Origin of the sequence: Porphyrobacter sp. LM 6, from assembly GCF_001720465.1 — a bacterium.
In the GTDB taxonomy this organism is placed as follows: domain Bacteria; phylum Pseudomonadota; class Alphaproteobacteria; order Sphingomonadales; family Sphingomonadaceae; genus Erythrobacter.
The window spans coordinates 2,007,739-2,023,052 of record NZ_CP017113.1; the positions used below are offsets into that span (position 1 = coordinate 2,007,739).

14 protein-coding genes are annotated in these 15,314 nt (G+C 63.5%); 8 read left to right on the top strand and 6 right to left on the bottom strand.

All coding sequences use genetic code 11. The annotated features are described in order from the left end of the window. Nucleotides 1-9 precede the first annotated feature (9 nt). The 8 genes from BG023_RS09625 to mazG are packed head-to-tail and all read left to right on the top strand — an operon-like array spanning nt 10 to nt 6,947. Nucleotides 10-1,221: a D-alanyl-D-alanine carboxypeptidase family protein gene (locus tag BG023_RS09625; protein WP_233992979.1), complete on the top strand. Its 1,212-nt coding sequence runs from the start codon at nt 10-12 to the stop codon at nt 1,219-1,221. Then, nucleotides 1,218-1,874: a dTMP kinase gene (gene tmk / locus BG023_RS09630; protein ID WP_233992980.1), complete on the top strand. Its 657-nt coding sequence runs from the start codon at nt 1,218-1,220 to the stop codon at nt 1,872-1,874. Before BG023_RS09625 ends, tmk begins: the two co-directional genes overlap by 4 nt. Further along, the gene (locus BG023_RS09635; RefSeq protein WP_069310254.1) at nt 1,871-2,827 is read left to right on the top strand and encodes a DNA polymerase III subunit delta'; all 957 of its coding nucleotides are present in this window, start codon (nt 1,871-1,873) and stop codon (nt 2,825-2,827) included. Before tmk ends, BG023_RS09635 begins: the two co-directional genes overlap by 4 nt. Continuing rightward, nucleotides 2,820-4,385 (top strand): methionine--tRNA ligase, encoded by a 1,566-nt coding sequence (metG, locus tag BG023_RS09640; protein WP_069310255.1) that lies wholly within the window; start codon nt 2,820-2,822, stop codon nt 4,383-4,385. The genes BG023_RS09635 and metG overlap by 8 nt, the downstream gene beginning before the upstream one ends. Then, nucleotides 4,385-5,161 (top strand): TatD family hydrolase, encoded by a 777-nt coding sequence (locus BG023_RS09645; RefSeq protein ID WP_069310256.1) that lies wholly within the window; start codon nt 4,385-4,387, stop codon nt 5,159-5,161. The genes metG and BG023_RS09645 overlap by 1 nt, the downstream gene beginning before the upstream one ends. Further along, the gene (locus BG023_RS09650) at nt 5,158-5,940 is read left to right on the top strand and encodes an MBL fold metallo-hydrolase (RefSeq protein WP_069310257.1); all 783 of its coding nucleotides are present in this window, start codon (nt 5,158-5,160) and stop codon (nt 5,938-5,940) included. Before BG023_RS09645 ends, BG023_RS09650 begins: the two co-directional genes overlap by 4 nt. Continuing rightward, on the top strand, nt 5,937-6,134 hold the full coding sequence (locus BG023_RS09655; RefSeq protein WP_069310258.1) for a hypothetical protein: 198 nt from the start codon (nt 5,937-5,939) through the stop codon (nt 6,132-6,134). The genes BG023_RS09650 and BG023_RS09655 overlap by 4 nt, the downstream gene beginning before the upstream one ends. Before the next feature lie 45 nt (nt 6,135-6,179). Continuing rightward, nucleotides 6,180-6,947: a nucleoside triphosphate pyrophosphohydrolase gene (mazG, locus tag BG023_RS09660; protein WP_069310259.1), complete on the top strand. Its 768-nt coding sequence runs from the start codon at nt 6,180-6,182 to the stop codon at nt 6,945-6,947. Between the two features lie 6 nt (nt 6,948-6,953). Here mazG and hflX read toward each other — a convergent pair whose 3' ends face one another. From hflX to BG023_RS09690, 6 genes are all read right to left on the bottom strand, one after another. Next, entirely contained in the window at nt 6,954-8,225 is a 1,272-nt protein-coding gene (gene hflX, locus BG023_RS09665) for a GTPase HflX (protein ID WP_233992981.1), read from the bottom strand. A gap of 50 nt (nt 8,226-8,275) precedes the next feature. Beyond that, nucleotides 8,276-8,857, bottom strand: a complete 582-nt coding sequence (gene hfq, locus BG023_RS09670; RefSeq protein ID WP_069310261.1) for an RNA chaperone Hfq — start codon at nt 8,855-8,857, stop codon at nt 8,276-8,278. A 160-nt stretch (nt 8,858-9,017) separates the two neighbouring features. Then, on the bottom strand, nt 9,018-10,400 hold the full coding sequence (gene ntrX, locus BG023_RS09675) for a nitrogen assimilation response regulator NtrX (protein ID WP_069310262.1): 1,383 nt from the start codon (nt 10,398-10,400) through the stop codon (nt 9,018-9,020). A gap of 46 nt (nt 10,401-10,446) precedes the next feature. Beyond that, nucleotides 10,447-12,672: an ATP-binding protein gene (locus BG023_RS09680; RefSeq protein ID WP_069310263.1), complete on the bottom strand. Its 2,226-nt coding sequence runs from the start codon at nt 12,670-12,672 to the stop codon at nt 10,447-10,449. A 75-nt stretch (nt 12,673-12,747) separates the two neighbouring features. Further along, the gene (locus tag BG023_RS09685) at nt 12,748-14,193 is read right to left on the bottom strand and encodes a sigma 54-interacting transcriptional regulator (RefSeq protein ID WP_069310264.1); all 1,446 of its coding nucleotides are present in this window, start codon (nt 14,191-14,193) and stop codon (nt 12,748-12,750) included. Nucleotides 14,194-14,196: 3 nt separating this feature from the next. Beyond that, on the bottom strand, nt 14,197-15,312 hold the full coding sequence (locus BG023_RS09690; RefSeq protein ID WP_083234643.1) for a two-component system sensor histidine kinase NtrB: 1,116 nt from the start codon (nt 15,310-15,312) through the stop codon (nt 14,197-14,199). Between the last annotated feature and the right edge of the window lie 2 nt (nt 15,313-15,314).

A 15,314-nucleotide genomic window follows, 5' to 3' on the forward strand; every position in this document is an offset into this window, starting at 1 on the left:
AAAGGCGACGTGGCTATAGCCGCGGCTGTGATGCTGATGGTGGTTCGCTCATTTCGATTTCTGGTAGCGGCGCTGGCAGGGCTGGCGCTGGCGTTTTCGGTTTCAGGAGCCGCACGCCCGCTTCCCCCGGGCTTCGTCTTGGCAGGCATCCCCAAGCCGGAGGAGGCGCCGGTCGCCTTGCTCGTCGACCTGTCGAGCGGTCAGGTGCTCCACGCGCGCAATCCCGACCGGCGGTTCATGCCCGCCTCGGTCACCAAGGTGATGTCGCTCTACCTAGCTTTCGAACTCATTGAGCAGGGCAAGCTCGATCCCGCACAAGTTTTCGTCATGACTCCCGAAGTGGCGCGCGACTGGCGGCGCAAGGGTTCGACCATGTTCCTCGACCGGGGCGAGCGCGTGCGGGTCGATGACCTGCTGCTCGGCATCGCCAATGTCTCCGCCAATGATGGCGCCGCAGTGCTGGCGGCGGGACAGGCGGGATCGATCGCCGGATGGACCGCGAAGATGAACAGCACTGCCCGCGGTCTTGGCATGACGGGAAGCTATTTCGGCACTCCCAACGGCTGGCCCGATGAAGGCCGCACCTTCACCACCGCCAACGATCTGGTGAAGCTGGCACAGGCGATGATCGCTCGGCATCCTGACCGGTTCGGCTATTACATCGGGCGGGAAGGCTTCGATTACAAAGGCATCATCCAATCGAACCATGATCCGATGATCGGGGTGGTGCCGGGGGCGGATGGTATCAAGACCGGCTTCACCAATGAATCGGGATATTCCTATCTCGGCACGGCACAGAGGCAGGGTCAGCGGCTGGTTCTTGTGCTCGCAGGCGTCGACACCGGAAGGCTGCGTGCACGGCTGGCGCGCGACTATGTCGAGTGGGGCTTTGGTGCCTTCGACCGGCGGCGCCTGTTCGATCCGGAGACCGTTATTGCCGGGGCGCGTGTGCAAAACGGCGATGCGCGCCATGTCCCGCTCGTTGCCCGCGGCGCGGTGACCATCAATCTGCCGCGCGGGAGCAATGCCAAGCTCAAGGCCAATGTGCGCTACGATGGCCCCTTGCGCGCTCCTTTGCCTGCCGGACGTCAGGTCGCTGTTCTTGAAGTGACAGGGCCGGGTGTGACGACGGCGCATATCCCGCTCTACACTGCAGAAGCGGTCGGCGAGGCTGGGCCGATCGACCGGATCGTCAACGCCATCGCCGGAGTTTTCTCGTGAGCGGGCTGCCCCGGCGCGGGGTCTTCATCGCCTTCGAGGGCGGGGAAGGGACGGGCAAGTCCACCCAAGGCCGCCTGCTGGCCGAGGCTCTGCGCGCGCGCGGTATCGGCGTTATCACCACCCGCGAACCCGGCGGCACCCCCGGCGCAGAGGCAATCCGCCGCTTGCTGCTCGACCCGCCCGGCGAAACCGGCTGGACGTCCGAAGCCGAGGCCCTGTTGTTCGCCGCCTCGCGCGCGGATCATGTCGCGCACCTCATCCGCCCCGCGCTCGAGCGTGGTGACTGGGTGATCTGCGACCGCTTCGTCGATTCGAGCCGCGCCTATCAGGGCGGCGCCGGTGGCTTGGGCGATGCGGCGATCCTCGCGCTTCACGCCTTCGGCAGCGCTGGTCTGCGCCCTGATCTGGTGATCCTGCTCGAAGCGGACGAGGCAACGCTTGCCGCCCGGCTCGCCGCGCGCGACGGGGATGCGAGCGATGCCATCGGGGGGCGTCCGGTGGAATATCACCGCGCCGTTGCCGCAGCCTTCCGTGATCTGGCGACGCGCGACCCGCAAGGGTTCGCCCGGATCGATGCCGTGGGCGACCCGCAAACGGTTCACGCGCGGGTGCTGGCGGCCCTTGAGCCGCTCTTGGCGAGCCGGGTGGTATGACCACCTGGCCCAACCACGGCGAGGCGTGGCGCCAATGGCGTGATGCGCTCGGCGGCGAGCGGATGCACCACGGCTGGCTGCTTGCGGGCAAGGCGGGGCTGGGGAAGCGCGACTTTGCCCTTGCCGCCGCGCGCGAGTTGGTGGCCGAACCCGGTGTGCCGCAGCCCGCGGGCGAGCACCCTGACATCATTGTCCTCACCTACGGGCCCAAGGACGACAAGGCCGAACGCGCCGCTGCCGAGGGAAAGCCCTTCGAGCGCGCGCGTTCGATCCGGATCAAGCAGATCCGCGCGATGCAGAAGCGTCTTGTCACCCGGCCGACACTGGGCAGCCGCCGCGCGATCATCATCGATCCGGCTGACGACATGGAGAAGGCCGCCGCCAACGCCCTGCTCAAGAGCCTTGAGGAGCCGCCCGTCGGCACCTTCTTCCTGCTCGTGACTCACCGCCCGGCGCGCCTGCTGCCGACCATCCGGTCGCGCTGCCGGACTTTGCGCTTTCCGGTGCTGAGCGACAGCCAGCTTGCCGCGATGCTCGAAACCGCCGGTCTGCGCCCTGACCCGCAGGCCATCGCAGCTGCGGACGGCTCGTTCGGTGTCGCCTTGCGGTTTGCCGAGGAAGAGCTTGCCCCTGTTGCCGAGGCCATCACCGCACTCATCACCCGCGGCGACAACGGATTGGCGCGGCGCGGCGATCTCGCCCGACTCATCGGGCCGCGCGCAAGCCGCGAGCGGGTGCAGGCAGTGCTTGATCTCGCGCAAGGGCTGGTCGCGCGGGCTGCGCGCCAGTCACCGGACCCTGCACACCGCGAACGCCTGATCGATACTCACGCCGCGCTGGTCGGTCTTGCAGCGGAAGCCCCGACCGCCAATTTCGATGCCGGGCTGCTGCCGTTCGAGATCGGCGGCTTGCTTGTCGCCGCCGCGCCCGCTAGCGAAACGGCCCATGGCTGACCCCGATACCTCTCCGTTCTACATCACCACCGCGATCAGCTACCCTAACGGGCGGCCGCATATCGGCCACGCTTACGAAGCTATCGCGGCCGACGTGATCGCGCGCTTCCAGCGGCTGATCGGCCGCAAGGTGCGTTTCCAGACCGGCACCGACGAGCATGGTCTCAAAATGGCCCGCAAGGCCGAGGAACAAGGCCGCACACCTGCTGAACTGGCTGACGAAATGTCGGGCTATTTCCGCGATATGTGCGATGCGCTTAACGTATCCTATGATCGCTTCATCCGCACTTCGGAACCCGATCACCACCGTGCCAGCCAAGCGATCTGGCAGGCGATGGAGGCTGCTGGCGATCTCTACCTGGATCGCTACGAAGGCTGGTACTCGGTTCGCGACGAGGCCTATTACGACGAGAGCGAGCTGGTTGAAGGCGAGGGTGGGGAGAAACTTTCTCCGCAGGGTACGCCGGTCGAATGGACGATTGAGGAAAGCTGGTTCTTCCGGCTTTCAAAGTATCAGGACTATCTGCTTGATCTGCTGAAGAAGCCCGGTTTCCTCGAGCCGGCAAGCCGCCGCAACGAGATGATCGCCTTTGTAGAGCAGGGCCTGCGCGATTTGTCGGTCAGCCGCACCAGCTTCAACTGGGGCGTGAAGGTTCCGGGAAGCGACGGCCATGTCATGTATGTGTGGGTCGATGCGCTCACCAACTATCTTACCGGGCTTGGATATCCCGACGACATGGGCGAGTTCTGGCCCGCCAGCCTGCACCTGATCGGCAAGGATATCGTGCGCTTCCACACGGTCTACTGGCCCGCCTTCCTCGAAAGCGCCGGTCTGCCCGCGCCCAAGCACGTCTTCGGCCACGGCTTCCTACTCAATCGCGGGCAGAAGGAATCGAAGTCGCTCGGCAATGTCACCGATCCGCTCGAACTGGCAGAGCGGTTCGGGGTCGATGCCCTGCGGTACTTCCTGATGCGTGAAGTCGCCTTTGGGCAGGATGGCAGCTATTCACCCGAAGCAATTGTTTTGCGAGCAAATGCCGAACTTGCGAACAGCTTCGGCAATCTCGCCCAGCGCACGCTATCGATGATTGCCAAGAACATGGACGGGAAGCTGGAGGCGTTTGAGGCCAACAGTGCTGATGACGAGCTCCATGCTACGGTCAAACTCGCCTGCTCGGTGGAACTCCCGCGCGAATTCAATGCCCTGTCCTTCTCGACCGGGATCGAAGCCTGGATGCGCGCGGTCTATGCCTGCAATCAGTATGTTGACGAGCAGGCTCCGTGGACGCTCAAGAAGACTGACCCTGAGCGTATGAAGGCTGTGCTCCAGACGCTGTTCATGGCGCTTCGCGATCTCGCTATTGCGGTCCAGCCCGTGGTGCCGGAAAAAGCGGCTTCGCTGCTCGATCAGCTCGGAATTCCCGAGGCTGAACGTGGCTATGCGGCACTTGATGATCGCGAATGGTTCAATCGCCTCGTCGCGAGCGGTTTTACCGTCGTCCCGCCAACCCCGCTGTTCCCGCGCCTTGAGCTTCCTGCTGAGGAGCCTGCATCCTGATGCTGGTCGATAGCCACTGCCACTTGGAATACAAAGGTCTCGTCGAGGACCGCGAGGGCGTGCTGGAGCGCGCGCGGGCGGCGGGGGTGGGGGCGTTCCTCAATATCTCGACCCGGCAGAGCGAGTGGGATCAGGTCGTCGGCACCGCCGCGCGCGAGCCCGATGTGTTCGCCAGCGTCGGCATCCACCCGCACGAGGCCGATGCGCATCAGGATCTGGGCCGCGCGGCATTGCTGGAAGCGACACGCCATCCAAAGGTTGTTGCCATCGGCGAAACCGGGCTCGACTACTATTACGACAAGTCGGACAGAGAGGCGCAGAAGTCGCTGTTTCGCATGCATATTGATGTCGCACGCGAGACGCAGTTGCCGCTCATCATTCACACCCGCGATGCCGAGGAGGATACCTACGCGATCCTCGCCGACGAAATGGGGAAGGGGGCCTTCCCCGCGCTGATCCACTGCTTCACCGCCTCGGCCGACTTCGCCCAGAAGGTGCTGGCGTTGGGGCTGACGATCTCGCTTTCAGGCATCGTCACCTTCAAAAACGCAAAGGACTTGCAGGAAGTCGCGAAGATCATCCCGGAGGACAAACTGCTGGTCGAGACCGACAGTCCCTTTCTCGCGCCGGTACCCCATCGCGGAAGAGTGTGCGAACCGGCCTATGTTGCTGACACGGCATCATTTGTCGCGGAGCTGCGCGGAAAGGATGTGGAACATCTGAAGCAGGTCACCACCGCCAATTTCTTCAATCTTTTCAGTAAGGCGCGCCTGTGAAGCTGGTGATGCTCGGCTCTGGTACCTCGACCGGGGTGCCGCGGCTGGGCGGGCCTGACGGCACCGGCGACTGGGGTGATTGCGACCCCGACGAGCCGCGCAACCGCCGCACACGGGTCTCGATCCTTGTCGAGAGTGACGAAGGCAAGCGGCTTCTGGTCGATACTTCGTCGGATTGCCGTGCGCAGTTGCTGGCGAACCGTATCGCTCATATCGACGCTGTTTTCTGGACGCATGATCACGCAGACCACTGCCACGGTATCGATGATCTCAGGGTGTTGCGCTATGGCCGCGCGGGGCCAATCCCGTCTTTCGCCTCAACCGAAACGGTGCGGCGGCTGCGGCAGCGGTTCGGCTATGTCTTCGCCGGTCAGGAGGGTTACCCGACGATCTGCACGATCGATACGCTTGATCGCTTGCGGATGATTGCCGGGTTCGGGGTTGATTGGTGCCAGATGGCGCATGGACCGGGGGAAACTACGGCGTATCGGTTCGAAGCAGATGGCAAAAGCATCGGCTATGCAACTGATTTCAGTGCGATATCTGTTGAAATGATCGACTTGTTCTACAAGGTCGATATCCTTGTGAGCGACTGCCTGCGCCGCGAACCGCATCCGACCCATGCGCATCTGGCCATGGCGATCGAACTTGGCGAGCGCTGCAAGGCTGGTCGTGTGGTTTTGAGCCATCTCGACAAGAGCATGGATTACCGGACGCTGTGCGCCGAGGTTCCGGATTTCGTGATCGTTGGATATGACGGTCTGGAGCTGGTCGCATGAACCCGGATTATCTGCTTCCAGTCATTTCAAGTGCTGCGTGGCTGATGCTCGCTTGCGTCGGGCTGGCTTCCTATCGGCTGGGTTGGCGGAAGATCGTGACGATGGGGCTCGCCTGGATCTTGATTTTTGGCGGCGTCTACGTGCTGGTGGAGTGGTTTCTGGTTGCGCGCGGGACCGCGAGCGCACTGATGTAGATTTTACATAATATATATTATCAAACTGAAAGATCAGCCGGCACCATGCCTGACACTCCACCGGATGCCCCCCTCAACCGCCTGCTCGCGATCATGGCGCGGCTGCGCGACCCTGATGCAGGATGCGAGTGGGATCTCGCGCAGAATTTCGCCACGATCGCACCATACACGATCGAGGAAGCCTACGAAGTCGCCGACGCGATCGCGCGCGGCGACATGGCTGATCTCAAGGATGAACTCGGCGATCTGCTGCTCCAGGTCGTCTTCCACGCCCGCATGGCCGAAGAAGCCCGACTGTTCGCATTCGGCGACGTTGCCAACGCCATCAGCGACAAGATGGAAGCCCGGCATCCGCACATTTTTACCGACGCCGGCGGCGGAATGGATGAAGCGCGCTGGGAGGATCTGAAAGCCGACGAACGCGCGTCAAAGGGTGATACCAGCGCACTCGACGGTGTCGCCATCGCACTCCCAGCATTGATGCGTGCCCAGAAACTCCAGAAGCGCGCGGCCCGGACCGGCTTCGACTGGCCCGATCCGTCAGGCTCCGAAGCCAAGATCGCCGAGGAAATTGCGGAACTGAAGACCGCACCTTCCGACCAAGCGCGGTTCGAAGAAGCGGGTGATCTGCTGTTTGCCGTCGTCAACTTTGTGCGCGCCTATGGCATCAGCGCCGAAGACGCCCTGCGCGCTGCCAATGCCAAATTCGAACGCCGCTTTCGAGGCATGGAGCAGTTGGCCGGTGACGCTTTCCCCACCCTCTCGCTCGAGGCGCAGGAAGAACTCTGGCAGCAGGTCAAACGCGCCGAGTAGAGTCGCTCAGGCCGACAGGCTGGCGAACTGGCCCAGCTCTTTGGGGTTGAGCCGGACGGTCAATCGCCGCTGCGGGCCGTCCTCGCCCTCGCCGCCATCTTCATCGGACATCACATCGCCATGCGCATGGAGCCAGGCGAGGCGGCGTCCGTCGGCCACCGAAACGATGAAGGTCACAGCACGCGCTGCACCGGTCAGCAGCCGCGCCAGCTCGGCCTCGAGCGCATCCACGCCCTCGCCTGTTGCGGCCGAAAGGATGACAGCCCCCTGCCCTGCGGCAGCCTCATGCAGTTCCTTGCGCTGTTCATCATCGAGAAGATCGCATTTGTTCCAGACTTCGAGGATAGGAATGCTGCTCGTTGCCGTATCCGCATCGACCACGCCGAGATCGCCAAGGACTTCAATAACCTGCTTTTTCTGCGCTGAATGGCTGGGATTCGCCATGTCGCGCACGTGACAGATCACATCGGCAGCGGTGACCTCTTCAAGCGTCGCTCGGAAGGCGGCGACCAACTGGGTGGGAAGATCGGAAATGAAGCCCACCGTGTCCGACAGGATCGCCTTTTCCACCCCCGGCAGACTGATCGCGCGCATCGTTGGATCGAGCGTGGCGAACAGCAGATCCTCGGCCATCACCTGTGCGCCGGTCAGGCGGTTGAACAGCGTCGATTTGCCGGCATTGGTATAGCCGACCAGCGCCACCACCGGCCACGGCGCACGGCCGCGGCGATCGCGGTGCAGCGCGCGGGTCTTGCGGACCTGTTCCAGCTCCTTGCGAAGCCGGCCCATGCGCTGGCGGATCATCCGCCGGTCAGCCTCGATCTGGGTTTCGCCCGGGCCGCCAAGGAAGCCGAAGCCGCCGCGCTGGCGTTCGAGGTGAGTCCAGCTGCGCACGAGCCGGCTTTGCTGGTAATCGAGGTGCGCGAGTTCGACCTGCAAGCGACCCTCAGCCGTCGCCGCACGCTCCCCGAAAATTTCGAGGATCAGCCCGGTGCGATCAATCACCTTGCGCTTGAGCCGGTCTTCCAGATTGCGCTGCTGGATCGGGGTGAGCGCGCCATCGACGATGACGAGTTCAGCCTCATATTGCTCGCACCACACGGCGATATTCTGCACCTGCCCCGAACCGAACAGCGTGTTGGGCTGCATCTTTCGGATCGGAAGGACCGCTTCATGCGCGACCACAACGCCGATCGCCAATGCCAAGCCTTCGGCTTCGGCGAGGCGCTCGGCGGCATCGAGATCGTAGCGCAGTACGCGGATATCCGGGCACAGCACCAGCGCCCGCGCACCGCGGGTTACCTCGTCCTGAAGATCGCTATCGAAGCTCAGTCGTCTGCCCCGTCATCATCACCGTCGTCGTCATCATCGACGCTGAGATCAACCGGCCCGGCGGGCTGGATGGTCGAGACGGCGTGCTTGTAAGCGAGCTGCACCGCGCCATCGCGCTCGAGCAGCATACAGAACAGGTCATAGGCGGCGATCCGGCCCTGGAGCATGACGCCGTTCACGAGGAACATCGTCACCTGCACTTCGGCTTCGGCCACGCGGCTGAGGAACACGTCCTGGAGCATCTTCTGCTTGCGACCGCCCGGAACGCCAAACACCGTCGGGTCGAGCGATTGCGCGGGCATGATCGTGCTGATCGCGTGCTTGTAGACCAGCTGCGATTGGCCATCGCGCCGTAGCAGGATCGAGAAATTGTCGAACCAGGTGACGATCCCCTGCAACTTAACGCCCTTGACCAGGAACATGGTCACCGGGATCTTGTTCTTGCGCAGCAGATTGAGGAAGGCGTCCTGAAGATTGGCCTGGCGCGTGGCACCGCCACCGCTGGCACCGCCCCGAGGCTCGCTCGGCGCTGCTGGACGGGAAACCGGACGAGGAGAGAGCGTTCGGCCGTTGGACATCGTTATGGCTCCTGTTCTTGGCGGCCGCCCTTGCGGTCCGCATTGATCGGATGCAGCGCTTTATCAACGCCGCAACCGAGCAGTGCCTATAATGGCGCTGGCACCGCGAGAGGACAAGGCTTGAAATCGCACCTTGTTCCAACGGCCATGTAGGCCGTGATTATGCCTCGTCGTCGCGGCGGTCGGCCATGCCCAGCAGCTTGAGCTTGCGATGGAGCGCTGATCGCTCCATCCCGATAAAGCTCGCCGTCTTGGAGATGTTGCCGGAGAAACGGCGGATCTGGATCGCGAGATACTCCCGCTCGAAGCTTTCACGCGCCTCACGCAGCGGCACACCCATGATCGCCGAGAGGCTCTCGCCGGCGATACCGATCTGTCCGCCGGTGATTTCAGGCGGCAGCATGTCGGGCTCGACCACGCTCAACTTCTCCCGCGGGGTCATGATGATCGTGCGTTCGACCACGTTGCGGAGCTGCCGCACATTGCCGGGCCAATCGTAGGCCTGAAGCGCCGCCATCGCCTCGCTGGAGATGTCCGGAGGCGACAGCCCCTGATCGTTCGAATAGCGCGCGAAGAAATGCTCGGCGAGCGCCGGAATATCCTCACGCCGCTGGGCCAGCGAAGGAAGCGTCACCGGCACCACATTGAGCCGGTAGAACAGATCTTCCCGAAACCGTTTTTCGGCCATTTCGACGGTCAGATCGCGGGTGGTCGAAGATACCACGCGGACATCAACGCCAATCTGCCGCGTGCCGCCAACGCGGACGAAGCTCTGGTCGGTCAGCACGCGCAGGATGCGCGCCTGCGTCGAGAGCGGCATGTCGGCGATCTCGTCGAGATACAGCGTCCCGCCATCGGCCATTTCCAGCAGACCGGGCCGAACCTGTTTGCCGCCCGATTCCTCGCCGAATAGCTCCTGTTCGAAACGTTCGGGCGTAATCCGGGCCGAGTTCACCAGCACGAAGGTACCATTGGCCCGCGCGCTCCAGGCATGGAGCAACCGCGCCGCGACTTCCTTGCCTGCACCCGGCGGGCCGGAGATCAACACGCGGCTACCAGTGCTCGCCACCCGCTTGAGCGTCGCGCGGACGTTATTGATCGCGGGCGAGTTACCGGTGAACTCGGCGCTGCCCCAGCTGCCTTCGCGCAGGCGACTGTTTTCGCGCCGCAGTCGCTCGGTCTCGGTCGCGCGCTCGACAAGCAGCAGCAGCCGCTCGGCTTCGAACGGCTTTTCGATGAAGTCCATCGCGCCGCGTCCGACCGCAGCCACGGCCGTATCGATGTTGCCGTGGCCGGAGAAGATGATCACCGGCAGGTTCGGCTCTCGCGCCTTGATCGCATCGAGCAATTCGAGGCCGTCCATCTGGCTGCCGTGGAGCCACACGTCGAGCAGCACGAGGCTCGGCCGGCGTTCGTCGATTTTGGCCAGCGCCTCGGTGCTGTCAGCTGCGGTGCGACAGGCATAGCCTTCGTCGCCCAGCACGCCGGCCACCAGTTCGCGAATGTCGCGCTCATCATCGACAATCAGGATTTCCAGCGCCATCAGCACAGTCCTTCGGGTTGAAAACCAAGGGTAGACAGGTGAAGCATCAGACGGCTCCACCCTCGATCGGTTTGGGGTCGCGAGCAAACCGCAAGGTCACGCGGGTGCCACCGCTGGCGGTGCTCGCAAAGCTCATGTCGCCACCATGTTCGTCGACAATCTTGTTCACGATCGCGAGACCAAGACCGGTGCCCTTTTCGCGGGTCGTGACATAGGGCTGGGTCAGGCGCTCAGGGTTGGCGGGCAGGCCGATGCCGTTATCTTCGATGGTGACGATGATCGCATCACCGGCATCGCGCATGGCGACCGCGATCTCGCCCGCAAAGGCGCCCTTGCCTTCAATCGCGCGCGCCTCGACCGCCTCCACCGCGTTCTTGAGAACGTTGGTCATGGCTTGGCCAAATTGATGACGGTCGCAGCGGACTTCGCGATTGATGAGTTCGGCAGAGGATACGCTGAACGCGATGCCCGAGTGCGCCACTTCCTGGAGGAACACCGCCTGACGAACCAGATCGAGCGCGTCCTCGTCGCGGAACACCGGCTTGGGCAGTCGCGCAAAAGATGAAAACTCGTCGACCATCGTCCGCAGATCGCCGACCTGTCGCACGATGGTGCTGGTCAATTCGTCGAACAGCTCGCGGTCGGCATCTTCGACCTGCGTGCGATACCGCCGCTTCAGGCGTTCGGTGGCCAGCTGGATCGGGGTCAGCGGGTTCTTGATTTCGTGCGCGATGCGCCGCGCCACGTCCGACCATGCCGCCTGCCGCTGATCGAGGAGCTGGCGTGTGATATCTTCAAAGGTGATCACGTGCCCACTTGTGCCGGGGGCCACCTTGACTGCGAGGGTCAGGAATTCGGTGCCCTTGGCGTGGGTGACAACTGCGCGCTCCTTGCCTTCGGCAATCAATCTGGAGAGTTCGGGCGCAATCACTTCGAGTGATTGGCCGGTCATGCTTTCATCCCCGCCGGGTGCCAGCAACGCCTGCGCCGAGGAGTTCATGAGCGTGACCCGCGTATCCGCATCGACCGATATGACCCCGGCGGTGACGGATTCGAGCACCGCTTCGGTAAAAGCGCGGCGATCGTCGATCTGGCGGTTGGCGTTGACGAGCGCCTGCGTCTGCTTTTCCAACTGCGCGGTCATGCGGTTGAAAGCGCGGTTAAGAAGGCCGATTTCGTCAGCCCCTGTGCGCCCCTCAAGTCGCAACGCGAAATTCCCCTGCCCCACCTTGCGCGCCGCGCCGACCAGGCTGGTGAGCGGCTCGACCTGCCGGTCTGCAAACCGCAGCGCAAACCAGATCGCAAGCCCCACCAGCAGCAGGCTGACCGCCACAAGCGCGATGTTGAAGCGCAACTGGAGCGTGCGCGCGCTGCCCGTCAGGCGGCCATAGGCTGTCACGATCGACTGCGCGCGCGACCACGAATTGAACATCCTCTCTTCGGTCGTGCGGGCATTATAGAGGTAGATGCCGCCGCCCGGATCGATGGGGGCCAGCGCCTCGATCCGCTCGGGACTGCCGATGACTACCACGAACTCGCCCTTCTCGAGCTGCGGCAGCGCCTTGCGGGCGAAATCGAGAGGAGAGTTGTCCTTGGTCAGATTGAGGATCGCCGCAGTGCGCATCGTGCCATCGGGCATCCGCTGAAGGATAGCGCTTTCGGAAATCTTCCGTCCCTGCGCTTGCAGGGCATAGAAGTCTGGGAAATCCCCATCGGTGATCGCAACCCGTTCGAGGATGAACCGCATGTCGCTCGCCATCGCCAGCGTTTCCTGCTGCACATCGCGCTGGTTGGCATCGTAATAATTCTGCGCCAGCGCATTGGCGTTTTCCATCAAACCGCGGGAATCGTCGGAAAACCAGAAATCCACCCCGGTCTGGAACAGAAAGGCAGCAAAGCCTGCGACCAGCAGCGTCGGGAGAGCAGCCACCATCGAGAAGAAAAACACGAGCCGTACGTGCAGACGCGCCGTACTGCCCGCCGCACGGCGCAGCGCAAGGCGGCGACCAATCAGCACCAGAAGCGCCATCGCCGGCACAAGCGTTGCCATAAGCAGCACCGAAACCTGCCCCGTCGGCAGGAGATCAGCCTGAGCGTCGGTTCGATTGAAGGCAAAGTAAGTGGCTGTTATCGAACCCAGCAGCGTCACCACCGCCACGATCTCGAGCCAGAGGAAGATATTGGCGCGCCTTGCAGCCAAGAGGAATCGTCTCCACCAGCGCGGTGGTTGCCTCGGCACCAATCCGATTGTGCTTGAATCCAGACGATCCATCGTTGCGAAGTTACAACAATGGTGTGGCAGATTTGCAAGACCTAACTGATGATCTGTGCCCCGAAAGAGACAGGATCAGTGCGGGCTGAACCGATCAGGCTCAAGGCCCAGCTCACCGATACGCTTGCGCAACGTGTTGCGGTTGATCCCGAGCAGTTGTGCCGCGCGCAGCTGATTGCCGCCCGTGCGCCCAAGAGCATACTCGATAAGTGGCTTTTCAAACGCCGCCAACGCCCGGTGATAGACAGCGCCGGAGGGCGGGGTTTCGGCTGCGAGCCATCCCGCCAGCGCAGCGGCAAATCCACCCTCGCCATTCCCCGCCGCAACAGCCCCAGCTGAAAGATCGGGGCCGATGATATCGAGCACGCTATCCCCATCGATCCGGTCTTCACGCGCCATCAGCGCGAGGCGGTAGACGACGTTGCGCAGTTCGCGAACATTGCCACGCCAGTTGCGCGCCTCAAGCCGCTCGATCGCCTCCGGCGAAAGTTGGCGGCGGGGCAACCCGTCTTCGGCCGCCAGGATCAGGAAGTGTTGCGCCAGTGCGGCAATATCCTCGCGTCGTTCGCGCAAGGGGGGCAGCATGATCGGCACCACATTAAGGCGGTAGAACAGGTCCTCGCGGAACGTGCCCGCGGCGATCATCGGTGCAAGATCGCGATTGGTGGCCGCGACAATACGGACATTCACCGCGATTTCCTGTCGCCCACCGACACGGCGGATGCGGCCGGACTGAAGTGCGCGGAGCAACCGGGTCTGTGCCTCGGCCGGCATGTCGCCGATTTCATCGAGAAACAGGGTGCCGCCGTTGGCCTGTTCGAACTTCCCGATCGCCTGCGCGATGGCGCCGGTGAACGCACCTTTCTCGTGGCCGAACAGCTCGCTTTCGACGAGGTCTGCGGGAATGGCGGCGGTGTTGACCGCCACGAATGGCCCGGTGCGGCGATGGCCGAGCTCGTGGATCGCCTCGGCGACCAGTTCCTTGCCGGTGCCGCTTTCACCGGTGATCAGAACCGTCAAATCATTGCGCAGCACGCGCGTGATCATGCGGTAGACCCCCTGCATCGCCGGACTGCGCCCGACGAGCGGCATCCGCTCTCCCTCGCCTGCGCCCGTCGTGTCCTCGGCGGGATTTTCAGCGGGTGTCCGCGATCCGGCCGCTTGCCGCACCGCCTGCACCAGCTCATCCAGATCGAAGGGTTTGGGGAAGTATTCGAAAACATCGCTCTCGCTTGCGCGGACGGCGGTATCGAGCGTGTTCTGGGCGGAAAGCACAATCACCGGCATGGCCGCCGCCTGTTCGCGAACGGCGCCAAGCGAGGCGAGCCCGTCGCCATCCTCCAACACGACATCGGTCAGCATGACCGAGAATGTGCCTTGAACGAGCAAGCGATCCCGTTCCGCAATGCTCGTGCAATGGGTGATCGCCAAGCCCTCATCCTCGAGCGCGGCGATGATGACGGTCGCGATCGCGACGTCATCTTCGACCAGCAGCACGGGATCGATGGCGGACAAAGGCATGGATCAGCTTTCGCTCTGTGCCTGCGGGAGGTGCAGGCGGAAGTGGGTAAGACCGGCACGGGCGTCGCGTTCATGGCTGACGTTGCCGTGCATGTCGCGCACCAGCTTGCGGACCAGCGGAAGCCCCAGACCCTGACCCGAAGGCTTGGAGGACACAAAGGGTTCGAACACATGATCGCGCAGCGCCGGATCGATCCCGGCCCCGTTGTCGCTGACCGTAATTTCAATCGGCAAAGCCACCGCGCGCCCGTTGCGGATCGCGCTGAATGCCATACCGCTGGCAAAGCGGGTCTGCACGGTGACCGTGCCGCGCGCGCCGTCGCGACACGCCGCATCCCGCGCGTTCGAGATCAGGTTGATGAGCACCTGTTCGAGCGCATCGCGGTTGGCCAGCACCGGCGGCAGAGAGGGATCGAACTCTTCGCGGATTTCAACCTCGCCCCGCTCGGCATCGACCGCGCGCATTGTCGCTACGGCGGCGCGAATTGCTTCGTGCGGATTGCAGGCGTCGACCGGGCCAGTGCGGGTGCTGCCGAGTTGCTGCATCCGATCAATCAGCCGGGCAATCCGGTCAACCTCGTCAGTGATCATCCGCGCCAGCTTTCGGTCGGCAGGGGGCAGCTTGCGTTCGACAAGCTGCCCTGCACCGCGAATGGCCGCGAGAGGGTTCTTGATTTCGTGCGCCAGTATGGCGGGCGCTCCCAGCATTGCGTCACCGCCCGAGGGACTCGCGGAATCATCGTGCCCGATCTGCGACAACGTCACCACCCGCCAGCCCGGAAACCCGCCAAGCGGCGAGGCGGTAAGATTGATGCGGATCTCGGCGCCGCCGACACCGATCGCCAGATCGCGTGCAACCAGGCCATCTTCGCCGCCCGAAAGCCGTGCTTCGACCCGCGGATCGAGCGGACCGATACGCTCCACCAGCCTCTTGCCAAGCAGGCGGTTGGCACTGGTGCCAAGCATATCTTCGGCCGCATGATTGACTTCAGCGATGCGCCCTTCGGCATCGATCAGCACCATCGCGAAGATCAGTCCCGCTATCTGGGCTTTGGCATCGGGCCGCACGCCGTTCGCCGTTGCCTGAGGATCAGCGTCCGGAACGGTCTGGCTGGCCACGC